General features: G+C 68.7%; 17 protein-coding genes. 6 read left to right on the top strand and 11 right to left on the bottom strand.

The window, feature by feature from the left end:
* Positions 1 to 223 precede the first annotated feature (223 nt).
* From AC1DYP_RS18460 to AC1DYP_RS18445, 4 genes are read left to right on the top strand one after another with little or no spacing between them, the layout of a single operon-like run.
* Positions 224 to 1438, top strand: a complete 1215-nt coding sequence (locus AC1DYP_RS18460) for an aromatic ring-hydroxylating oxygenase subunit alpha (RefSeq protein ID WP_477047557.1) — start codon at positions 224 to 226, stop codon at positions 1436 to 1438.
* On the top strand, positions 1435 to 2223 hold the full coding sequence (gene ygiD / locus AC1DYP_RS18455; RefSeq protein ID WP_477047556.1) for a 4,5-DOPA-extradiol-dioxygenase: 789 nt from the start codon (positions 1435 to 1437) through the stop codon (positions 2221 to 2223). The genes AC1DYP_RS18460 and ygiD overlap by 4 nt, the downstream gene beginning before the upstream one ends.
* Positions 2224 to 2236: 13 nt before the next feature.
* Positions 2237 to 3313: an acetamidase/formamidase family protein gene (locus AC1DYP_RS18450; RefSeq protein WP_477047555.1), complete on the top strand. Its 1077-nt coding sequence runs from the start codon at positions 2237 to 2239 to the stop codon at positions 3311 to 3313.
* A 10-nt stretch (positions 3314 to 3323) separates the two neighbouring features.
* Positions 3324 to 4274 (top strand): helix-turn-helix domain-containing protein, encoded by a 951-nt coding sequence (locus AC1DYP_RS18445; protein WP_477035762.1) that lies wholly within the window; start codon positions 3324 to 3326, stop codon positions 4272 to 4274.
* A gap of 6 nt (positions 4275 to 4280) precedes the next feature.
* Here the strand turns inward: AC1DYP_RS18445 and AC1DYP_RS18440 are convergent, their stop codons facing one another.
* The 6 genes from AC1DYP_RS18440 to AC1DYP_RS18415 form a co-directional block, all read right to left on the bottom strand.
* Positions 4281 to 4964, bottom strand: coding sequence for a phytanoyl-CoA dioxygenase family protein (locus tag AC1DYP_RS18440; protein ID WP_477047554.1), 684 nt, complete (start codon positions 4962 to 4964; stop codon positions 4281 to 4283).
* Between the two features lie 91 nt (positions 4965 to 5055).
* On the bottom strand, positions 5056 to 6186 hold the full coding sequence (locus tag AC1DYP_RS18435) for an aldose epimerase family protein (protein ID WP_477047553.1): 1131 nt from the start codon (positions 6184 to 6186) through the stop codon (positions 5056 to 5058).
* 147 nt (positions 6187 to 6333) lie between these two features.
* Complete coding sequence (locus tag AC1DYP_RS18430; protein ID WP_477047552.1) at positions 6334 to 9558, bottom strand: TonB-dependent receptor; 3225 nt, start codon at positions 9556 to 9558, stop codon at positions 6334 to 6336.
* A 261-nt stretch (positions 9559 to 9819) separates the two neighbouring features.
* A complete protein-coding gene (locus tag AC1DYP_RS18425; RefSeq protein WP_477047551.1) occupies positions 9820 to 10338 on the bottom strand; it encodes a hypothetical protein in 519 nt (172 codons plus the stop codon).
* A gap of 8 nt (positions 10339 to 10346) precedes the next feature.
* A complete protein-coding gene (locus AC1DYP_RS18420; RefSeq protein ID WP_477047550.1) occupies positions 10347 to 10772 on the bottom strand; it encodes a MarR family transcriptional regulator in 426 nt (141 codons plus the stop codon).
* On the bottom strand, positions 10762 to 11034 hold the full coding sequence (locus tag AC1DYP_RS18415) for a hypothetical protein (protein ID WP_477047549.1): 273 nt from the start codon (positions 11032 to 11034) through the stop codon (positions 10762 to 10764). The genes AC1DYP_RS18420 and AC1DYP_RS18415 overlap by 11 nt, the downstream gene beginning before the upstream one ends.
* A 181-nt stretch (positions 11035 to 11215) precedes the next feature.
* Between AC1DYP_RS18415 and AC1DYP_RS18410 the strand changes: the two genes are divergently transcribed.
* Both AC1DYP_RS18410 and AC1DYP_RS18405 read left to right on the top strand, forming a co-directional pair.
* Positions 11216 to 12271 (top strand): sensor histidine kinase, encoded by a 1056-nt coding sequence (locus AC1DYP_RS18410; protein ID WP_477047548.1) that lies wholly within the window; start codon positions 11216 to 11218, stop codon positions 12269 to 12271.
* The gene (locus AC1DYP_RS18405) at positions 12268 to 13095 is read left to right on the top strand and encodes a LytR/AlgR family response regulator transcription factor (RefSeq protein ID WP_477047547.1); all 828 of its coding nucleotides are present in this window, start codon (positions 12268 to 12270) and stop codon (positions 13093 to 13095) included. The genes AC1DYP_RS18410 and AC1DYP_RS18405 overlap by 4 nt, the downstream gene beginning before the upstream one ends.
* Before the next feature lie 166 nt (positions 13096 to 13261).
* Here AC1DYP_RS18405 and AC1DYP_RS18400 read toward each other — a convergent pair whose 3' ends face one another.
* The 5 genes from AC1DYP_RS18400 to AC1DYP_RS18380 all read right to left on the bottom strand — a co-directional run bounded on the left by AC1DYP_RS18400 (position 13262) and on the right by AC1DYP_RS18380 (position 22250).
* A complete protein-coding gene (locus AC1DYP_RS18400) occupies positions 13262 to 13540 on the bottom strand; it encodes an HU family DNA-binding protein (protein WP_056447131.1) in 279 nt (92 codons plus the stop codon).
* A gap of 283 nt (positions 13541 to 13823) precedes the next feature.
* Entirely contained in the window at positions 13824 to 14966 is a 1143-nt protein-coding gene (locus tag AC1DYP_RS18395) for a YncE family protein (protein WP_477047546.1), read from the bottom strand.
* Positions 14967 to 15199: 233 nt separating this feature from the next.
* Positions 15200 to 18010 carry a TonB-dependent receptor gene (locus AC1DYP_RS18390; protein WP_477047545.1) on the bottom strand — a complete coding sequence of 937 codons (2811 nt, stop codon included), beginning with the start codon at positions 18008 to 18010 and terminating at the stop codon, positions 15200 to 15202.
* Between the two features lie 217 nt (positions 18011 to 18227).
* Complete coding sequence (locus AC1DYP_RS18385) at positions 18228 to 18431, bottom strand: hypothetical protein (protein WP_477035773.1); 204 nt, start codon at positions 18429 to 18431, stop codon at positions 18228 to 18230.
* A gap of 51 nt (positions 18432 to 18482) precedes the next feature.
* Positions 18483 to 22250: a LamG-like jellyroll fold domain-containing protein gene (locus AC1DYP_RS18380; protein ID WP_477047544.1), complete on the bottom strand. Its 3768-nt coding sequence runs from the start codon at positions 22248 to 22250 to the stop codon at positions 18483 to 18485.
* Between the last annotated feature and the right edge of the window lie 64 nt (positions 22251 to 22314).

The raw sequence follows: 22314 nt of genomic DNA, 5'->3' as shown, positions 1-22314 counted from the left end.
TTAAGGCGCGTCTTGCCTGTACGCGCCCGACCGCTTTGCGTGCGCGTCCTGCAAAGTCGCCCGGCGCCGCAAGCTTGCGCGTCTTTTGCTCATTTCCGCCCGAGAACCCGGCGACACCGCCCGCGCATCGGGCGACGGCCAAGTTATCGTGCGCGCTGGTGCAAGACCGGTGGGCGCGCCGCGCCTAGCCTTCGTATCGATCTCTCGAAGGAGCGCATGCGCCATGGGCCTCACGCCCGCATCCCATCTGCCAAGCTCTCACCTGAATGACGCCTTCTTCGACGGCCTGTCGCGCTCGATGCTCGACGTCGACGCGGCCGAGACCCTGCCGCCCGCCTGCTACACCGACGCGGCCTTCTACGACTTCGAGAAGGAGGCGCTGTTCAATCACGAATGGCTGTGCGTGGGCCGCACCGACTGGGTGAAGGAGCAGGGCGACTACTTCACCACCACGATCATTGGCGAGCCGATCATCGTCACCAGGAACCGCTCCGACGAGATCAAGGCGATGTCGGCCGTGTGCCAGCACCGCGCCATGCTGGTGGCCGAGGGGCGGGGCAACACCCGCGGCTTCGTCTGCCCCTATCACCACTGGGTCTATTCGCTGAACGGCGACCTGGTGAACGCCCCGGCCATGGAGCGCACCTGTGACTTCAACAAGAAGGCCATCAAGCTGCCGGCCTTCAAGGTCGAGGTCTGGCTGGGCTTCATCTTCATCAATTTCGACGCCGACGCGCCGCCCCTGGCCCCGCGCCTGACGGCCGTCGAGGACGCCATCGCCAACTACGACCTGTCGAACGCCGAGGGCCTGACCCCGCCGATGACCGGCCAGTTCGCCTGGAACTGGAAGGTGATGTTCGAGAACAACAACGACGGCTACCACGCCAACAAGCTGCATCGCGGCCCGCTGCACGACTTCATCCCCAGCGAGCTGTGCAGCTTCCCGGAGGCGGCCGAGGGCGACGCCGGCTTCCTGCGCTACAACGGCACGACCCATGCCGACGCCAGCTTCAATCCCACCCAGAAGGCGGTCCTGCCGATCTTCCCCAAGCTGACCGACGTGGACCGCAACCGCGCCACCTTCGCCAACATTCCGCCCACGCTGTCGCTGGTGATGACCAGCGACATGGTCATCTACCTGATCCTGAGGCCCACGGGGCCCGAAACCATGGAGCAGGACACCGGCATCCTTGTGGCCCCCGGCGCCACCGAGACCCCCGGCTTCGACGAGCGGCTGGAGATGATCATGACCTCGGCGGGCAAGATCATCGCCCAGGACATGCATGTTGACGAACTGGTCCAAGTGGGCCTGCGCTCGCGGTTCGCGGTGCGCGGCCGCTACTCCTGGCAGGAGGGGGCGCAGGTGCAGTTCAACCGCTGGCTCACCCCCCGCTACCAGAAGGCCTGGGCGGCCATGAGCAAAGGAGCTGCCGCATGAGCCGGATGCCCGTCGTCTTCTTCGGTCACGGCAGCCCGATGATCGCGCTGGAGACCAACGACACCACCAAGACCTGGAAGGCGATGGGCGAGGCGTTCGGCAAGCCCAAGGCCATCCTCTGCGTCTCGGCCCACTGGCTGACGCAAGGGGTAGGCGTCACCGCCATGACCACCCCGCGCACCATCCACGACTTCGGGGCCTCGTTCCCGCAGGCGCTGTTCGACGTGCAGTATCCGGCCCCTGGTTCGCCCGAGCTGGCGGCGCGGGTGAAGGAGCTCCTGGCGCCCCAGCCGGTGACGCTGGACCAGCAGGCCTGGGGCCTGGACCACGGGACCTGGTCGGTGCTGAGCAAGGCCTACCCGGACGCCGACGTGCCGGTGGTGCAGCTGTCGATGGACGCCACCAAGCCGCCGGAATGGCACTTCGAGCTGGCCAAGCGTCTGGCCCCTCTTCGCGACGAGGGCGTGCTGATCGTGGGCACCGGCAACATCGTCCACAACCTGCCGGCCATGAACTGGGGCGAGCGCCACTGCGCGCCCTACGACTGGTCCCAGCGGTTCAACGACTACATCAAGCAGGCCGTCGTCGACGACGCGCCCGAGCGGGCGGTGAACTTCGCCTCGCAGGGCCAGGACGCCGCCAAGTCGGTGCCGACCCCCGACCACTACTGGCCGCTGCTCTATGTGCTGGGCGCGCGCCTGCCGGGCGACGTGGCCAGCTTCGCCCCCGACCATATCGAGCACGGCTCGCTGAGCATGACCTCGTTCACGCTCGCCGCCGCCTGAGGATCGAAGACCGATGCCCTTCATCTGCGAACCCGGCCAGACCCGTCCCGACGTGATGCCCGGCGCCCTGCACACGCTGCTCGCCACGCCCAAGACCGTGCACTGGGGCTACTTCGATCCGTCCATCAGACCGGCCCTGCGCATCAAGAGCGGCGACCTCGTCAGCGCCGAGGCGATCACCCACCACGCCGGCGACGCCCCGGACCTGATGATGGACGAGGCGGTCACCCGCATCTTCACCGAGGTCCCCGAGGACGACCGCAATCCCGGCGTCCACATCATGACCGGCCCGATCTACGTGGAGGACGCCAAGCCCGGCGACGTGCTGGAGGTGCGCTACCTGCGCATGGTCCCGCGCAACAACTACGGCTCCAACCTCGCGGCCAACTGGGGCTATCTCTACAAGGAGTTCGGCGAGAAGGAGCGGGTGACGATCTACGAGCTGGATCAGAACACCAACACCGCCAGCGCCCTGTACGCCTACGATTTCGAAGGCAAGTACCTGATCCCCGGGACGATCACGAACTGTCCGGAGTGCGACCGCCAGCCGGCCCTGGGCGGGGTGCGCGTCGCGGCCCGTCCGCACCTGGGCACCGCCGGGGTGGCGCCCGCCGTCGACGGCCGGGTCAGCACCATTCCGCCCGGCGCCCACGGCGGCAATATCGACAACTGGCGGATCGGGGCGGGGGCGACGATGTACTACCCCGTGCAGGTCGAGGGCGGGCTGTTCTCGATCGGCGATCCGCACGTCAGCCAGGGCGACGGCGAGATCTCGGGCACGGCCATCGAGAGTTCGCTGAATGTCCTGATGCAGATCGTGCTGCGCAAGGACTTCGTCTCGCCCGGACCGCTGCTGGAGACCCCCAAGTGGTGGATCGTCCACGGCTTCGACGAGGACCTGAACGTCGCCATGCGGGACGCCTCGCTGAACATGCTGACCCTGCTCAGCGATCACGTCGGCCTGTCCAAGAACGACGCCTATTCGCTGATGAGCGTGGCCTCGGACTTCGGGGTCACCCAGGTGGTCGACGGCAAGCAGGGCTGCCACGTGCGCATCCCGCGCGACATCTTCCCCAAGATGAAGGGATAGGAGCCCTGCGATGAAAGCCTGGTCGTTCAGCACCGACAGCCACCCCCGCGCCGAACGGGCCGAGGCCTGGCGCGAGGCGATGAGCCGGCTGGGCCTGCCGATCGAGGGGCTGTCGGACGCCGAACCGGCCTCGGCCTCGGTGGTCTGCCTGACCTCTCCCTTGGGCATCGAGTTCGCCCTGGTCGAGGCCGGGGCCCAGGCGATCTCCGGCCGGCTGTCGGGCCAGCCGGCGGCGGTGTGGCTGGCGGTGCTGCTGAGCGGCGAAGCGACCCTGGTCACCGACGAGCTGGCCGACGAGCTGACGCCCGGCGACATCGCCTACGGCCCCACCGGCCAGGCCGCCGCCCTGCGGCTGGAGACCCGCTGCCGGCTGATGTTCGTCCGCGCCCCGCGCGTGGCCCTGGACCACCGGCTGATCACGCCGGTCAGCCTGCGGGTCGGGCGGCTGCAGGCGTCGACGGGCGTGGCCCACATCCTGTCCGGCCTGCTGCGGGCCACGGCCGAGGGGCTGGAGGACCTGACCGTCGACCAGCTCCGGCCCGTCGAGCTAGCCCTGACCGAGTTCCTGGCCATCTGCCTGGTCGAGGGCGGGGCGGCGACCGACGTGCTGGGGGCGGGGGCCGGCGCGCCCACCGCCCACCTCCAGCGCCTGTGCCAGACCATCGAGACCCTGCTGCCCGATCCGGACCTGTCGCTGCGCCGGGTGGCCGACGAGGAGGGGGTCTCGCCCCGCTACGTCCAGAAGCTGTTCGCCAGCGCCGACGAGACCTTCAGCCACTACCTGCGCACCCGTCGGTTGGAGCGCTGCCGCACCGACCTGGCCAGCCCGCAGCACGCGCGACTGTCGATCTCCGAGATCTGCTTCCGCTGGGGCTTCAACGGCTCGGCCCACTTCAGCCGGGCGTTCCGCGACCAGTACGGCGTCTCGCCCCGGGAGTTCCGGCAAGGGGCCGCGGCCTAGGTCCTTTCAGCCCGGGACGAACATCTCGCTGGTGTCCATGCGCACGTCGCGGATGGCGCGGCAGGCGTCCTCGTCGGCCCGATTGCGCTCCGGCATGAAGCTCACCAGCAGCGACCGTCGCCGCGCGCCGGAGCGGTTGAGGGTCGCCCCGTGCAGCAGGTCGGCGTCGAACACCAGGATGTCGCCCGCCTCGCCGGCCAGGATCAGGGACAGGGCCTCGTCCGGTTCGTCGTCCGAATCCCCCGGATCGAGAGGACGCGGCACCACGCGCGTGGCGCCGTTGTCCGGCCCGTAGGGGTCGAGGAAGATCAGGGCGGCGACGGCGTTCAGGCCCACGCCGTCGCGATGCAGGGGCTGATGCCCGCCGTCCGGCAGCGGTTCGCGGCCCTCGACCTTGCAGAGGAAGAAGGGACCGCCCTGCATCCGCGCCGCCCCCGCCAACAGGGTCGGCAGGCGGCAGGTCCGCTGCACCGTGGAATCCAGGTCGACCAGGGCGTGGCGCCAGCCGGGGCCCCGGGGCGCGGACCATTGGTCCCCGGTCCCCACGCCGGCGTCGAAGGCGGCGCGCAGGGCCTCGCGCCAAGCCTCGGGCACCGCGCCGCGCAGCAGGAGATAGCCGTCGCGGTCCAGGGCGGCGGCTTGCGCCGCCTCCAGCGGGGCGACCTTGGTGGGCGTCACGAGATCGCTCATGGCGCGAGCCTAGCAACCCCGGGTCTCTTTTGAAGCGGAAATCGCGCCCCCTTTTCATCCGCTCATCCCGGCGAATGCCGGGATGAGCGGATTATTTGGAGACCCCGAACCGGAACTCCGTCGTCTGGCTGAACGCCTCCCCGGGCCGCAGAACGGTCGAGGGGAAGTTGGGGTGGTTGGGGCTGTCGGCGAAGTGCTGGGTCTCGATGGCCAGGCCCGCGCCCTTCTCCAGGCCGCGCCCGTCGGGCGTCTTCAGGGTTCCGTTGAAGCTGTTGGCGGTGAACAGCTGGACCCCCGGCTGGGTGGTGGCGACCTCCAGGGTGCGGCCGCTGGCGGGGTCGGCCACGCGGACAGCCGGAACCAGCTTGCCGCGCCCGCCGCCGTCGATGACGAAGTTGTGGTCGAAGCCGTTGGCGAACTTGATCTGCGGATCGTCGGCCGTGACCCGGTCGCCCAGGCGGGCCGGCTTGCGCAGGTCCAGGGCGGTGCCGGCCACGGGCGCGATCTCGCCGGTCGCCAGCTTGCGGGCGTTGATCGGGGTGTAGCTCCGGGCCAGCACCTGGGCGGTCTGGTCGTAGACGTTCCCGCCGCCCGCCAGGTTGAAATAGACGTGGTGGCTGAGGTTGATCACCGTCGGCTTGTCGGTGGCGGCGCGATAGTCGATGCGCAGGACGTTCTTCCTGGTGACCGTGTAGGTCACCGCGACCTTCAGGGTGCCCGGATAGCCGCCTTCGCCGTCGACCGCGGTGTAGGCCAGGGTCACGCCCGCCTCGCCGTGGCGCTGGAACGGCGTTCCGGTCCACAGCCGGGTGGAAAAGCCCGTGGGGCCGCCGTGCGAGGAGACGCCCTCGGCGCCGCTGGGCAGGTCGTATCGGACGCCGTCGATCGAGAAGCCGCCGTTCGAGATCCGGTTGGCGTAGCGGCCCAGCAGCGAGCTGAAATTGGCCCGGGCCTCGTAGGTCTTCAGGTCGGCCAGCTCCAAGGCGACGTTCTTGATCTCGCCCTTGCGGTCGGGAACGTCGACCTGGGTGATCACGCCGCCGTAGGACAGCACCTTCACGGTCATGCCGTGGTCGTTCTTCAGCGTGAAGACCTCGACCGCCGCGCCGCCCGCGGTGACGCCGTAGGGCGCGCGGGTCGCGGTGGCGGCGAGGGCGGGGCTGGCGGACAGCAGGCCGGCGGCCAGGAGCAGGGCGACGGTCGTGTTCGCTGTGACAGCCATGGCTTCCATCCCAAGATCGCCCTTCCCAAGATCACTTGGCCGAGCCGTTATGGAAACCGGTGTCAGCCAAACGGCGGACGAGATCAAGAGGCCGCTTCCGACGGATCGGAAACGGCCTCCCGATTTCAGCCCTGGAGCGTCGTCGGCCTAGAACTGCCAGTCGAAGCCCAGGCGCACCGAACGCGGCGCCTGGTAGGCGCGGACCATGCCGTAGGTGGCGCTGGGCAAGCCGCCGCCCGTCTCGCCGAACTCGTCATAGTCGGTGCCGCCCGACAGGTTGAACAGGTTGAAGATGTCGGCCCGCAGCACCAGGCCGCTGTCGCCCTTGCTGCCCACGACCGGCATGACCGGCACGTACTTGGCAGGGACGGTGTAGCGCATCGAGACGTCGAACCGGGTGATCCAGTCGCTGTCGAACGAGGCGCCGCGGTTGACCAGCTTGCCGCCGCAGAAGCGGGCGTTGGCGCCGCTGGCGTTGGCGTCCGAGGCGTCCGGCGTCGCGCCGGCGGGAGCCAGCCCGATACAGCCGTACTTGCGGGGCGACAGCACCGATAGGTTGCCGCCGATCAGCAGGTCCTCGAGCACGGCGTAGGATCCGAACAGCTTGATCTGATGGCCCCGGTGATTGGGCAGCAGTCCATAGGTTCCGGGGATGTAGGCCATGCGGTCGAAGTCGACGGTGATGCCGGCGTCGGTCTGGCCGTTGTCCGACCGCGCCGCGCCCTCGAAGTTGCCCTTGGATTCCGACAGCACGTACGATCCGCGCAGGCCCCACTTGCCGTCGAACTCGCGATCGAAGTTGAACTCCACGCCCAGATATTCCCGCTTGGCCTTGGGGAACCCCATCTGCGCGGCGGTGATGGTGATCGTCCGGGCGGTGGTCTCGCCTGGTAGGGCGCGAGCCAGCTTGACCTTCACGTCGCTGCCCGGGTTGATGATCAGGAACTGGAAGCTGCCGCTCCAGACGTCCGTGCAGCCGGTCTTGGCGGCGTTGGTCTGGGCGTAGCCGTTGGCCGAGCACCAGACGCGAACGGCGTAGTCCATGACGGTGTCTTCGCTGACCCGCCCGAGATTGCGATAGGTCACGTTCACCCCGGCCTTCCACAGGGCGTTGAAGCGGTGCTCGTAGCCGACGATGTACTCGTCCTGATAGGTGGACTTCAGGTTCAGGGCCGAGACCTCGTCGGCCTGCGGCGAGATGCCGTCGTCGCGGATGAAGCAGGCGATGGTTCCCGGAGCCGCGATGCTCTTCAGCGCCGGGGTGCAGGGGTCGAGGTTGGTGTCCGTATTGGGCCAGGTGACCTGGGCGCCCAGGCCGCCGATCGGCTTTCCGGTCAGCGGATCGTAGGTGAAGGTCGCGCCCGCCCCGCCGACCGGCAGGAAGAACTCGGACACGTCGATCGCCGCCGAGGCCGCGCGGAACGCGGTGTTGGAGGCCACCGGCAGGTAGGTCCGGCCATAGGAGCCGTACAGCTTGTCGGTGCGCGCGCCGAACAGGTCGTAGGCGAAGCCCAGGCGCAGGGCGATCTCGTCGTCGAACGACGAGAACACCACGCCGCTCGGGTTGGAGACCGAGAACTGGTCCTTGCGGACGCCCAGGTTCAGGGTCAGGCGATCCGACACGTCCCAGGCGTCCTGGATGTAGAAGGCCCGGTTCTTGCCGTTATAGCCGCCGCCCGTCTCGAAGCGCCGCACCTCCACATATTCCTGGTTCGGCGCGATGGCGCCGCCCTGCGCTCCGGTGCTCCCGGCCTTGCGATAGATCCAGTTGCGCTCGCCGTTGCGCACGGTGAACTGGGTCAGCAGGGTCTTTTCCTCGTCGAAGCCGCCTCGGATGTGGTGGTCGCCGAAGAGCTTGAAATAAAGGTCGGCGTCGGCGCGATAGAACTCGCGGGTGGCCAGGGACGGTACGGTCATGGACGAGGCGGTCTGGCGGCTGACGATGGTGGCCGTCCCGGTGCGGGCGTCCTGGACCAGCGACTCGTTGGGCAGGTCGCCGACCGCCTTGTTGTCGGTCTCGCTGCGACCGTAGGCGGCCGAGAGGGTGAGCCAGTCGGTGAAGGTGCCGGTGTAGCGGGCCACGTAGTTCTCGCCGCCCTGGTAGAGGCTTTCGGCGCTGGCCCGCGCGGGCAGGATCTCGTCGTTGGCCAACAGGTACTGGTAGCTGTCGCGCTTACGCTTGCGGCTGGTGTCGAAGTAGGTGAACTCCAGGTGCTGGCTGTCGGTGATGTAGCCGTCCAGCTTGAAGGCGTAGAACGGGTCGGCCGTGCGATCCCGGGTCACCGCGCTGCGCGTGGCGGTGGGCGAGGTGTTGTTGGTCGCCGCCTGCACCTCCAGGTTCTGGAGCGTGGCCAAGCCGTAGAAGAACAGCCGGTCCGGAATGATCGGGCCGCCGGCCTCGATGGAGAAGCTGTTGTCCGTGCGCTTGGCCAGCGAGTTGCGGGCGGTGGTGGTGTTGGGCATTTTCTCGCGCAGGCTGTTCGGCTCGTAGTTGCCGTGGACCGCGAAGGTGAAGTCGTTGGAGCCCGACTTGGTCACGGCGTTGATCATCGCGCCCGTGCCGCGGCCGAATTCGGCGGGGTAGCCGCCGGTCTTCACCTCGACCGACTTGTAGAATTCGAACGGCACGACCGCCGCGCCGATGCCGTTGACGAAGTTGGTGATGTTCAAGCCGTTGATATAGAAGACGTTCTCGCCGACCGAGGCGCCGCCGACCGCCGGCTGCGACTGGCCCTGGACGACGAAGTTGTTGCTGGAGTCGCCGGGGATCGCCGACGGGGCCAGCAGCACCAGCGAGGTGACGTTGCGGGCGATCGGCACCTGCTTGCTCAGGGTCTCGACATCGACCACCAGGCCCGTCGTGGCGCCGGAGAAGTCCAGCTGCGGATTGGCCGTGCCGGTGACGACCACCTCCGAGACCGACGCGCCTTCCTCGTTGATCGTGAAGCCGAAGTTGGCGGTCGAGCCGACCGTGACGCGGACGTCGGGATCGTTGACCGTCTGGTAGCCGGGCTTGCTGATCGAGACCGAGTAGCCGCCGGACGGGATCAGGGCGATGCGGAACCGGCCGTCGGCGTCGGTCGTCAGGTCGCGCTCGAAGCCCTGGGCCAGCGACTTGACCTTGACCGCCGCGCCGGCCACCGGCGTCCCGCCGGCGTCGGCCACCGTGCCCGCCAGGGCGCCGGAGCTGTAGTCCTGGGCCAGGGCCCGGTGCGGCGCCAGGCCGACCAGGATCGCCAGCCCCGTGGGCGCGGCGACCGAGGCGAGGCCCGCCGCCATGGTCGTGGCCAGCAGCCGCAGGCGTCGGGACGCGGGCCGGGACTGGGTCCCGGACTGGGATCCTCGAGTGGATGAGCTGGAATTGGCGGACATGTAACCCCCTGTTCGTGTGGACGGCGAAGAGCTTTCGCGGCGCCTCCAGACAGCGAATTGCGGGGTGTTCGGTCAATAGAACTCGCGTCGATTATTGAAATACCGAAATGTTGTCACGGTATCGACACGGTGAAATTAGAATACTGACTGGTAAGTACATTCGATATTATTGATAACTTGGTGGTTATTTACTGAATAAAGCGCGTGAAAGCTCTCGCCGACGGGGCTGCGAGAGCTGGAGCGGCGGGTGAGCGGTGCGATTCAGGCGATGGGTTGAGGCGCGGATGTCGAGCCGGGGAGGCGGGGCGCGAACACCGCGCGGGCCGCGAACAGGGCGATCGGCAGGCCGACGCCGAACATGTGGATGGCCACGCCGCCGACCAGCACCACGAGCGGCGGAAGCGGCTTGGGACCGAACCGCAGCAGCAGCACGACGTAGTTCATGACCAGATAGCAGCCGATCCCGTACAGCGGTCCCCACAGCCAGGGCCGCCTGTTGAGCGGGGGAAGCACACGGCTGGCCGCGACATAGACCGCGGCCATCACCACGGCGATGCCGACATGGAGCAGCGCGCCCAGCGCCGCCGCCCCGGCCCCGCCCTGATAGGCCGCCTTGCCCAGCACCCCGCTGGCGATCGACTGCAGGATTCTGACCGGACTGACGCCGCGCAGGCCGAAGGCGATGAAGGCGTAGACGATGTCCAGCAAGGCGGCGGTCAGGCCGCCGCCCAGGATGGCCGCCAGCGGGCCGATTCCGGCTTTTCCGGGGGATATCTGCATGGGACCTCTCAATGCGAGCGCGTGGCGTGGATAGGGGCGGCGTCATCCGTGGGCGAGCCGGCGGGCAGGACGATCGGCGTCTGGGCGGCGATCAGCTGCTCGATGCGCTCGACCAGCGCCTGGCCGCGCGGCGACAGCCGCAGCAGCCGCTCGCGCGGATCGACGGCGCCGACCACGCAGTCCAGCAGGTCCAGGGACGGCGGCAGCGGCCGATCGATCGCCGGCCCCGCCAGGGCCCGCGCCACGCGCGAGGCGCCGGCGTCGGTCAGGCCGCAGGCCAGGGCCAGCTCGGTGACGTTGATGCCGGGGTTCTCGGCGACATAGAGGAAGGCCCGCACGCTGGTCAGGCTGATGGCGGGATGGATCCGCCGGAAGCTCTCCAACGCGGCCAGCACGGCGTCGCGGCGGCGGATGCGGACCACTTCAGCTGTCATGATAGACCGCCAGCACGCGGGGGCGGGTCTTGTAGCGGCGCGGCGGCGAGGCGGCTTCGCCGGCCTTGGCCTCGCCCGCCAGCCTGGGCCTCAGGTGGTGGAAGGTGAAGCCGGCGGTGGCGTACTCGGCGCGGACCACCGCGAGCAGGGCCTCGGCCCGCCGCTGGTGCTCGGCCGCCTCGACATAGTCCAGCGCCGAGACCTCGATGGTGATCTGCGCCCGCAGGGTCAGCATCGGAATGTCCTTGGAGCGGGCGGTCATCTGGGCTCCCTCCGTGAGCATCGAGTCTTGCCGATCGATCTTGTCAGCCGCCGCCGGCTTGTCAGGCGCCGGGATACCAACGGTCGGCGTCCTGCTGCGAGCGGCGGGACCGTCTGCCAACGGCGCCGCTCCGTCTGCGAACGGCGCTTTGCGAGCCGCCCGCCAGCGGCGACAATGGTTCATGACGTTGACGCCGGCCGCCCAGCAGCAGACCCGGACGATCCTGATCGCCACGGCGGGGGTCTGGCTGCTGGCCTATGCCGCCCTGACCCTGGGCTGGGTGAACGCCAGGGCGCCGCATTTCTGGGACGGCGCGTTCCGGCGCGCGGTGGTCTGCCTGATCGGCGCCCTGATGTGCCAGGCCATGGGGCCGCTGCTGCTGCGATCGACCCCGTGGCCGATCGCCTGGCGGCTGGCCCTGGCGGGCGGACTGTCCCTGGTCGGCTCGCTGATGTTCGGGGTGGTCGACTACACGGTCTATGTCGCCATCCTGCCGCGCTGGCCGGAGTCGACCTTCTGGGGCGTGATGCTGATCGCCCGCACGGTGTTCTGGTTCTTCGCGGCCTGGGCGGCGATCTTCATGGCCGTGCACGCCGACCTGGCCGCGCGGGAGGCCCGGTTCAAGCTGGAGGCGGCGCGGGTGCTGGCCACCGAGACCCAGAACCGCATGCTGCGCTACCAGATCAGCCCGCACTTCCTGTTCAACACCCTCAACGCCCTGGCGACCCTGGTGATGGAGCGCCAGAACGAACGGGCCGAGCAGATGATCCTGGGCCTGTCGGGCTTCCTGCGCCGCTCGCTGGAGCGCGACGTGCGCGAGATGGTCACCCTTTCCGAGGAACTGGACGGCGAGCGGCAGTACGTGGCCATCGAGCAGATCCGGTTCGGCGAGCGCCTGCGCTATGTCGAGCGTGTTCCTCCGGAATTGCTGGACGCCCTGGCGCCCAACCTGATCCTGCAGCCGATCATCGAGAACGCCGTCAAGCATGGCCTGGCCCGCACCAGCGAGCCGATCGTCATCGAGGTGGTGGCCGTCCACCAGGACGGCAGGATGTCGATCACCGTCACCGACGACGGGGCCGGGGCGGTCGGCGGTCCGCCTGGGCTGGGCGTGGGGCTGGAGAACGTCCGTCGGCGGCTGGAGACCCGCTATGGCGACCAGGCGACCCTGACCTGCGGCTCGCGCGAGCCTCGGGGCTTCCAGGTCCGCCTGGACCTGCCGTTGGAGCGGGCATGAGCGAGGCGCTGACCGTCCTGCTGGCCGACGACGAGCCGCTGGCCCTGCGCCGCCTGCGCCGCCTGACGGCAGAGGTCGAGGACGTGCGGATCGTCGGCGCCGCCGCCGACGGCGACCAGGCCCTGGCCCTGGCGCGCGAGACCGCCGCCCAGGTGGTGATCATCGACATCAAGATGCCCGGCCGCGACGGGGTCAGCGTGGCCCGCGCCCTGGCCGGGCCGGACGGTCCCGTAGTGATCTTCGCCACCGCCTTCGACCGCTACGCCATCCAGGCCTTCGACCTGGCGGCCGTGGACTATCTGCTCAAGCCGTTCGACGGCGCGCGGGTGGCCGAGGCCCTGGCCCGGGCCCGAGCCCAGATCCGGGCGCGCGACGCCGAGCAGCGGATCGGCGAGCTGCGGGCCATCGTCCAGGATCTGCGGGCTGAAGGGCGAGGCCAGGAGCCTTCGGGCGTCACGAGCTTCGAGACCGAACTCTGGATCGAAGGCCGGGGCGGGGCCCAGCGGGTGCTGGTGCGCGATCTCGACTGGATCGAGGCCGAGCGCGACTATGTCCGCCTGCACGTCGGGGCGCGCAGCTATCTGATCCGGGACTCGATCCGCGGCCTGGTCGAACGGCTGGACCCCGAGGCCTTCGTGCGCATCCACCGCTCGGCGGTGGTGCAGCGCGACCGGGTGATCCAGCTGGCCCCGCGTCCCGGCGGCGGGCTGACGGCGGTGCTGTCGACCGGCGCCCGGCCGGCGGTGGGCCGCAGCCATGCGGCCGCCGTGCGGAAACTGTTTCGCCGCGCGTCGGGACGGGCGCGAGCCTCCGAGCCGCTGTAGGGCCGGCGAACAGTTCTGAATTGTCTGGGAGGGGAGCGGACGCCGAAGGCTGTCCGTCAAGATAGGTCGGCCGCGTCGGTCGAGCCGGCGGGCGAGGGCGCTTCAGGCTTTCGCGCTGGAAGGCCGGATGAGCGGCCGGTGGTTAGACCGGCCGCTCGCCGAGGGATTAGCCGTTGACGGCGTCCTTCAGTTGCTTGGCCGGCGTGAAGGCGACCTTCTTGCTGGCCGCGATCTGGATGGCGGCGCCCGTCGAGGGGTTGCGGCCGGTGCGGGCCGGCTTGGCCTGGACCTTGAACTTGCCGAAGCCCGGGATCGAGACTTCTTCGCCCTTCACGGCGGCGTCGGTCAGCGACTTGAAGACGCCGTCGATGATGGCCTTGGCTTGAGTCTTGGTCAGCTTGTCGTCGGCGGCCACGGCGGCGTCGACCAGATCCGAAACGTTCATAAATCAGCTCATCTGCTGGAATCAAAAGAGAGCCAACCCTGCCGGGCGAAACGCGCTTTGTCACCTCATCATGAGAACGAGGGTTAACGCGCCGATCCGACGAGGGCGGGCGGGCGTCAGGTTGCGGAAAATCCTCGCTATATCAACCCATTAAAGAAACATGCTTAAGGCTCGCGCCCAGCCATGGCCGAGCGTCGGCGCGGACGCGAGGCGATTGTGCGTCTGCGAAGAAAGCAGGTGAGTCCCTAGAATCGGCCCGAAAGGCCGCTTTGGAGAGAATCGCTCAGGGCTCGGCGGTGCGGATCGCGGCCGGGCCGGCGGGCATGGAAAGGGTCGCTTCGTGACGCAGTTCGCGACCGTCGAAGGCGAAGGCCTCGACCGTCCGGCCGACCATGCACTGCACCAGCAGGCGACGGGAGTCGCGCGACCAGACGATGCCCTGGCCCCAGCCGGCGACCGGCGCCTGCGTCACCCTGACCAGACGCTGGCCGTCGATCCGCCACACCTGCACCAGGCCCTGGAGGTGGTAGCCCGGCGCCTTGGTCGACAGGTTCGAGCCCTCGTTGACGTTGACCGCCACGTAACGGCCGTCGGGCGACATCTTCAGCCCCTCGGGGGTCAGGCCGACCGAGACGGTGTCGACGACGCGCGGGACGGCCGGGGTCAGGTCGATCAGGCTGACGGTGTCGACGTCGCGGCCGCCGCCGCCGATATTGCCCGACACGGCGAACCGGCGCGGTCCGTCGGTGTCGATCTGGTAGGGCCGCAGCCCCGCCGCCAGGCTGACCGGCGTCAGGGTCACCCTCGCGCCCTCGAGGCTCAGTTGGACGATCTTGTGGTCATGGTCGCGCGACACCAGGGCCCGGCGGTCGCCGTCGAAGAAGACGACCATGGCCGGCGAGGAGTCCGGGTCGCCGACCTTGACCTTGCCGGCCGGGGTGGCGACGCCGCCCGCCAGGGTGAAGACGCTGACCGTGCCCTCCGAGCGGTTGGCGACCAGGGCCAGGGTTCCGGCGCGGTTGATCGACACGCCCGAGGCTCCTGCGCCGGCATGCAGGGTGGCGGTGACCTTCAGGGTCTTCAGGTCGATCACGCTGACCACGTCGTCGGGGATAATGGCGGCCGGGTTGGCGGGATCGATCTTGCGGGCCGAGGTGACCAGGGCGAACGACCCGTCCGGCGCCACCGCGACGCTGGACGGCGGGCCGATGACGCTGGTCGGGGCGGCCACCTCGCCGACGATCCTGGGCGGCGAGGCCGACAGGTCGATCAGCGACACGGAATCCGGAAGCGGATTGGCCGGCACCACCTGGGCGCCGTCGTCCAGCACCTGCTTGCCGTCATTGGCCGACACCGCGATCTGGGCGTGGCCGACATCGGCGAGAACCAGGGCGAAGACGGCGGCGAGCAAAGGGCGGGCGATCATGCGGGGATCCTGACCGTGCGGCGCGCGGCGCGCCAGGGGTATGGTGCGGACGCAAAAAGCGCGCGAACGCCGGGAGGGTGACGTTCGCGCGCCTCTGCTGTCGATGTACGACGGGGACAAATCCGCCGCGCATCGCTTCGATCCAGGCACCCGGCCTGCGAAAGCAGGCCGGGCTTCAGATACTTGGAGCGTGACAAGCGCCGAAACCGGCATCCACTTTCGGCTGTCACGCTCTAGTAGGTGTAGCGAACGCCCAGAATGAACTCGCGACCCGTGTGGTGGTAGAACGAGGACCGGTCGGCGACGGAGTCGTTGAACTGGTCCTGGTATTCGTCGGTCAGGTTCACCCCCTCGAGGGTGATCTTGAAGTTGTCGTTGATCGTGTACTGCAGCGAGGCGTCGACGTTCAGCGTCTCGGTGGTGCCGTCGGCGTTGGTGCCGGCTTCCGAACCGGGGATCCGGGTCAGGTAGCTGTCACGATACGAGGCCGAGGCCCGGGCGCTCCACTTGCTGTCCTCGTAGTAGATCGTGGCGTTGTACGAGGTGGGCGACAGGCCCGTCAGATTGCCCGTGGCCACGATCGCGCCGGCGCCGTTCAGGTAGTTGATCGACGATTTGACGTGCGTGTAGTTCAGCAGCACGCCGGTGTGGGTCAGGAAGCCCGGCAGGAAGGTCAGGGGCTGCTGGTAGTTCAGCTCGTAGCCTTCCAGGTCGCCGCCCGGCGTGTTGCTGGGCACGGTGAACTGCCACTGGGCGCTGGGGCTGCAGCCGTTGGTCGTGCCGCAGGCGGCGATGGCCACGCTGTCGGGCAGGCCGAACGTGTTGCCGGTGAAGGTCGAGTTGGTCTGCAGCGTCTGGACGAAGCTGCCGATCTGCTTCTTGAACAGCGCTAGCGACAGCAGGCCCGACTGCTGGAAGTACCATTCGAACGACAGGTCGTAGGCCTTGGCCCGGAACGGGTCGAGGTTGGGGTTGCCGGCGCTGACGCTGCGGCCCGCGCCCGAGACGCTGATCGTCGCGCCGGGGGTCAGGCTGCCCAGGTCGGGCCGCGACATCACCTTGGCCGCGCCGAAGCGGATCAGGAAGTTGTCGATCGGCTCGTAGACCACGTTCATCGACGGCAGGGTGTCGCTGTATTCGCGCGACGCCTCGACCGCCACCGGCGCGCCGCTGACATAGGTGTAGCCGTTCGATTCCTGCTTGGTCTTGACGTAGCGGACGCCGAAGTTGCCGCGCAGCGGACGGCCCGCGACCTCGGTGTTGAAGTCGGCCTGCACGTAGCCGCCCAGGTCCTTCTCGTTGACGCCGCGGTTGTTGCCCAGGGCCGGTTCCTTGCCCAGCTTGAACGTGCCGCCATAGGCGGTCTGGTCGTAGAGGCTGAGCACGTCGGCGGCCGTCTTGACGTCCGGGATCAGCACGTCGACGCCGGCGAAAGTGGCGATCTTGCCGTAGGTCGCGCGATCGATGGCCGCCATGGCGGTCGGAATGGTCGGCTCGATGTTGGTGCTGGTGCCGTTCGAGCGCCGCAGCTCGGTGGTGGTGAATTCGTATTCCTTGTAGGCCCCGCCGGCGCTCAGCTTGAAGATCCCCAGGTTGTCCCAGGAGCCGTCGATCTGGGCGACGTCATAGGTGTTGATCGCGGTCTGCGGGCGTTCGCGGATCTGGGTCAGCACCCACTTGCTGGGGTCGGTCAGGGCCGCGCTGCCGTAGTTGATCACCGGCAGGTTGCCGTTGCTGTAGTCGTAGGAATAGCCCTGGACGTTGAACTGGTCGAACTGGACCGTGGTCTGGATCGGGTTCTGGTGATCGGACTTCGAATGGCCGATCAAACCGACGATCTTGATGTCGTCGGTGATCTGCTGCTCCAGGTTCAGGCCGAACTGGGTGAACTTGGTGTCCAGTTCGTCGAAGCGGTTCTCGACGCGTAGGTCGACGTTGTCGAACTTGCCGGCGATCATCGTGTTCTTGTCGTCGATCGTCGACGAGACCACGTGGGTCTGGGCGATGCCGCACGAGGTGGCGACGTTGGCGGCCGTACAGGCGCCGCCGACGCTGAACGACGGCGCTTCCAGGTACTGCTCCTCGCGGGTGCCCTTGAAGTCGGCGTAGAGGGCGTCGAAGCTCAGCAGGGTCTTGTCGCTCGGCTTCCACTGCAACGACAGGGTGCCGCCCAGGCGCTCCTGGTCGTCGATATAGTTGTCGTAGCGCGGGAAGCGCGGGTGGAAGGCGGCGTTGTTGGCGGCGGCGGCCGGATTGACCGTGGTCGGCAGGCCCGCGCCGTTGGGCAGGGCGTCGAAGCCCGGCGAGAAGGCGTTGCCGGTGGCCCAGCGCACGGTCGAGGAGCCTTCGTCATCCAGCTTGCGCTTGGTGTAGGCCACCGACAGCAGGGCGCCGAACGTGTCGTCCTTCCAGGTGTTGGAGACCATGAAGGCGCCGCGCGGATTGGTCGACTTGGCCAGGTCGTTGTAGCTGGCCTGGGCCGAACCGGCCATCTTGAAGCCGTGATAGTCGAAGGGGCGGGCGGTGCGCAGGTCGACGGTCGCTCCTAGCGAGCCTTCTTCCGTGGCCGCCTCGGCGGTCTTGCGCACGGTGATCGAGCTGAAGAGGTCCGAGGCGAAGACGTTGAAGTCGAACGAGCGGCCGCGGTTGATGCCGCCGCCGGCGTCGGAGCCGCCGCCGGTGGTCAGGGCTTCCATGCCGTTGATCCGCACGCGGGTGAACTGGGGACCCAGGCCGCGAACCGAGATCTGGCGACCCTCGCCGCCGTCACGCGCCAGGGCCACGCCGGGGATGCGCTGGATGGATTCAGAGAGGTTGAGGTCGGGGAACTTGCCGATGTCCTCGGCCAGGATGGAGTCGACGGCGGCCGACTCCTGGCGCTTGACGTTCAGCGCCTTGGCCAGGCTGGAGCGGAAGCCCGTGACGACCACTTCCGACACCGCGTCCTGGTTGTCGGCGGCGGGCGCGGCGGCCTGAGTCGAAGAGGGGGCGTCCTGCCGCGCGGCGGCGGGGGTTGCGGCGAGGCCGAAGCAGACGGCGGCCATGGACGCGCTCGCCAACCATACGCGGCGTTGAACTGTAGGCATTGGATTTTCCCTCCCGACGGGACTTTGTCTCGACCGTGCTCGGTCTTGTTCTCGGGAGGGGGCGGCGCTGTCCGGTCATCGGATCGGCGGTGGAACCTCATCCCACCAGGAGACTAGGAGCCGTCGGCGGCGCGCCGCCAATGCCGTTCTGGAACGTCGTGATGCCGGTCCGGCATCAAGCCGCGTGGGACAGCAACCTTTCGTAGCGCTGCAGGATGCGCTCGAGCGTCGAGCGCTTGATCGGCTTGCCGTCGCGCAGCTTGGTCCAGGTGGTTTCGCTGATCGCGTAGCAATCGAACAGGTGCTCGCGCGTCACGGCGGGCAGCCGGGCGCGCAGGCGCTGCACGAGGTCGCGGGGTACGGTGAGGGTTTCGGCCATGGGCTAAGCAACGCCCCCGGAGCGCGTCCGCTCCGGGGTCTCCAAGCTAAATCAAGGGGCTGTGACGATATTGTTGAGTTGGGTGATCTCCGGCGCGCCGGCCAGGGTGAGGATGCGGACCCGGTAACCGGCCTTCCAGCCGGCTTTCAGGGCGACCTGCGCGGTCTTGGGTTTCAGGTCCAGCGGCGCGGGCAGGACGGGCGTGGTCGCCCGCGCCAGTTCCTTCCCCGAGGCGTCCTCGACCACCACCACCGAGGCCGGGGCCGGCTTGGCGCCCAGGCTGTGGACGGTGACGGTCAGGCCCGACTTGCCGGCCTTGACGTCGTCGCGGCCGATCCCGAGGTCGGGACGTTCGGTCACGGGCGTGGCGGCGGCGGTCTGCAGGGTGAACTCCCAGGTGGTGGTCTTGCCGGGCGCGAAGGTCACGTCCAGGCCGGTGGTGCGTTCGAACGCCACTGAAGCCGCCGGCTCGGCGGCCCCGTCGACCGCGCGGGTCACCGACCATTGGCCGGCCGCGACGTCCCACCCGGTCATCACCGCGTGAATCGACTGACCGGTCAGATTGTAGCCGGTTACCTTGAAGCTTTTCTGTCCGCCGGTGACCAGGATGCCGACGTCCTCGGCGGCGGTCGGGGTGTCGAACCGCCAGCTGACCAGGTGGCCGGGGAACATCTGGTTGCGGGCCAGGGCCATGCCGCCGAGGCGGGAGCGCTGCAGGATCTCGCTGAACAGCTCGACGCGGTCCGACCACCAGTGGGCCTCGGTGACCATCCACATCCGCTGTTCGGCGGTGGTGATCTCGTCGCTGTAGACCTTTTCCAGATAGGCGGTGTCGCCGGTCGAGCGCCAGGCTTCGTACAGCAGGAACGGGTCGTCCGAGCCCTTGGCCATCGCCGACTTGAGCCCGGGCGTCTGAGCGTCGCGCAGGCCCAGCATGTCGATGACGTCGCTGTTGAGCTCGTCGACGCCCTTCAGGCCGGTCCGGGCCATCTGGCCCTGCAGCGGGCGCAGGTACTTCTCGTCGCCGGTCCAGCGGTAGGCCGCCCAGAACAGCTGCATGGCCGAGACGTTGCCGCGGCCCTTGCCGACCAGTTCGCCGCGCGACTGGCCGGTGGCGGCGTTGATGTCTTCGGGATAGCGCCAGGTCCCGTCCGGGTCCTGCTTGCCGTGGGCCAGGTGGCCGTCGGCGAGGTCGGTGATCAGTTTGCGCAGGGTGGGATCGCCGTTGAAGTCGGCGATCAGCATGCCCGGGTGCAGGATCAGGTAGGAATAGGGGTGCGACCAGCCCCACGGCCCGTCGCGCGACACGTCGGTGGCCGAGAAGTAGCGGCTGAGCGGATGGACGTGACCGTCCTCGCCCTTGTTCATCACGATCGGATAGGCCCGGGCCGTCTCCATCATCCGCTCGACGATCTTGGGATCGCCGTAGCTGGTGTACATCGCCTCGGCCTTGAGGTTGATCGCCTCCTCGTACGAGTGCAGCTCGTCGGTCTTGATCTTCGACAGGCCGTTCGGGATCATGTCGTTCTTGTAGGCCGCGTCGAGCAGGGCGTTCAGCGAGGCGGTGGTCTTGTCGGGGATGTCGCCCATCAGGGCCAGGGGCGGCCACTGCTGGGTCAGGTCGTTGTCGTCCGAGATGCCGCCGCCGAAGTCGCCGTACGGGACCTGGCGCTTGTCGATCCACCACTCGATGAACTTGCGGACGCGCTTGAGATCCTCGACCTGCAGGAACGCCCACTTGGGCACGCCGGCCGGGGCGACCGGCAGGGTGACCGGCACGCCGGGCTGCTCGGGGTTCAGCTCGGCCCACATCTCGCGGCCGTGCTGGTTGGTCGGGTCGACGCGCAGCAGGTCCGACAGCTCAAGATCCAGCCGCGCGTAGCGGGCCAGGCGCTTGGAGACGTCGTGCTCCTCGACCAGGAAGGCCAGGTTGTCGCGCGCCTGGGCCAGGCGGTCGGCGACGTGCTCGGCCTTGGCGTCGGCCGAGGGCTTGAACTTCAGGCGCACGGCCATGCCGTCCAGTTGCCTGGCGTCGAAGTCGGCGCCGGCCCCGGCGATGCTCAGGTACAGGCTCTTGCCTTCCGGCAGCAGGCGGTCGCGGGTGTCGAGATAGACCGTGCGGGCCTCGCCCGGCTTGACCGAGACGTTGACGTCGATCAGGTCGCGGCCCGGCCACAGCGGGTCCTTGACCTTGATGTTCAGCGGGAACAGCTCGCCGTGGGTGGCCTTGACCTTCAGGGCGGGGATGTCGATCGCCACGCCGTCCAGGCCGACGTCGGCGCCCTGCCAGCCGTACTGGAACTTGCCCACCGGACCGCCGGGGCGGTTCTGACGGAAGTCGGCGGGGATCAGCACGTGGACGATCGGCTGGCCCGGAGCGGCGGCCGCGTCGGCGCGGGGCTTGTTCGGGGCCGAGGCGGGCAGGGCGGTGACGATGGTCCGCTCGCCGGCCGCGTACCGACCCTTCACGAAGGTCGACAACTCGTCCAGCGAGGGATAGGTCGCCGGATCGGCGCCGGGGCGCACGACGTAGCTGAGGGTGAACTCGTCCGGCTCGGCGGCGGCGGTGACGTTGTAGGCCGCCAGCTCCTGGATCGGGGTTTCCTGCACCACGTTGTCGAAGCGCAGCTTGCCGCCCTTCAGGGCCGCGAACTGGTTGAACGTGCGCAGCTCGCCCTTGGCGCGCTTGGCCAGCGGGGCTTCCTTGCCGGCCGCGTCGATGGCGGTCAGCGACCCATAGGCCGCGCCCTGGAACTCCAGGCGGTTATAGGGCTCGTCGGGCAGGGTGAAGGTGATCGCCTTGCCGCCCTCGACATAGACGTTCCAGTCGGGCAGCTCGAAATAGTCGTGGCGGCCGGGCAGTTTCGAGCGGTTGTAGACGCCGGGCCAGGTGGTCTCGGCGATGCCGTCCGAGCCCAGGCTCATGCGCTCCTTCAGATCGTACTGGTCGGTGAATTCGACCTTGCGGATCGCGGTCTTGGCGTCGGCCAGATAGGGCGGCGGATCGGCTGGGCGGTTCCAGCCGTAGCGGTAGAGCCAGGTCTTGGCGTCGGTGGTCGCGGGGGCGGAAGCGGGCGCCTTGCCGGCGGCCAGGCCGGCCACGGCGGCGTCGTCCAGGGCGCGGTCGTAGACGCGGATGTCGTCGACGTCGCCGCCGCGGATGAACTGGTAGGCGCTCTGCACCTGGTGGGGCGAGATCACCCGGCTGTGCGGCCCGAACTGGTCCAGACCGGCGTCGAGGGCGGCCGTCTGGGCCTTGGAGGCCACCGGCTTGCCGTCGATATAGAGGGCGATCCCCTTGGCCTCGTCCCAGGTGAAGGTCACCAGGATCCACTGGTCGGGCTTGGGCGCCGCGGCCGTGGTGCTGACCCGCACGCGCGAGAGGTTGTCGTCGGTGACGAAGGCGTCGAAGCCCTTGCCGTTCCAGTCGATGCGCAGCCAGGCCATGTCCCAGCTGGTGTGGTCGGCGTAGCCGACGCGGAACAGCGGGAAGGGCGTGGTCCCGACCGGATCGCGGGCCTTCCAGTAGAAGCTGAGCGTGCCGCGCTGGGCGTAGATGTTGCCCGGGGCCATCCAGCTGAGCGTCTCGTCGCCGGCCGCCTCGATATAGGCACCGTGGACGGGGTCCTTCTGGATCTTGACCTTGTCGGCGAAGTTGGGGGCGGCCACGCCGCCGGCGACGTCGGCGGTCATGCCCTTGTCGCCGGTCAGGTGGAACAGCAGGCCGCTGTCATCAGCGGCGAGGGCGAGAGCGGGAACGACGATCAGCGCGGCCGACAGCAGCAGCGCGGCCTTGAGGGTGTGTTGTACGCGGGCCATTCGCCCCTCCCTGAAATTCGCTCGTTTCGAGTCTTTTATGGAAACCGGTGTCATTCAAAGCCAC

Source organism: Caulobacter sp. P1_D6 (genome assembly GCF_056406095.1).
Note: the sequence above shows the minus strand (reverse complement) of the source record. Positions and strands in the feature narration are given on the sequence as shown.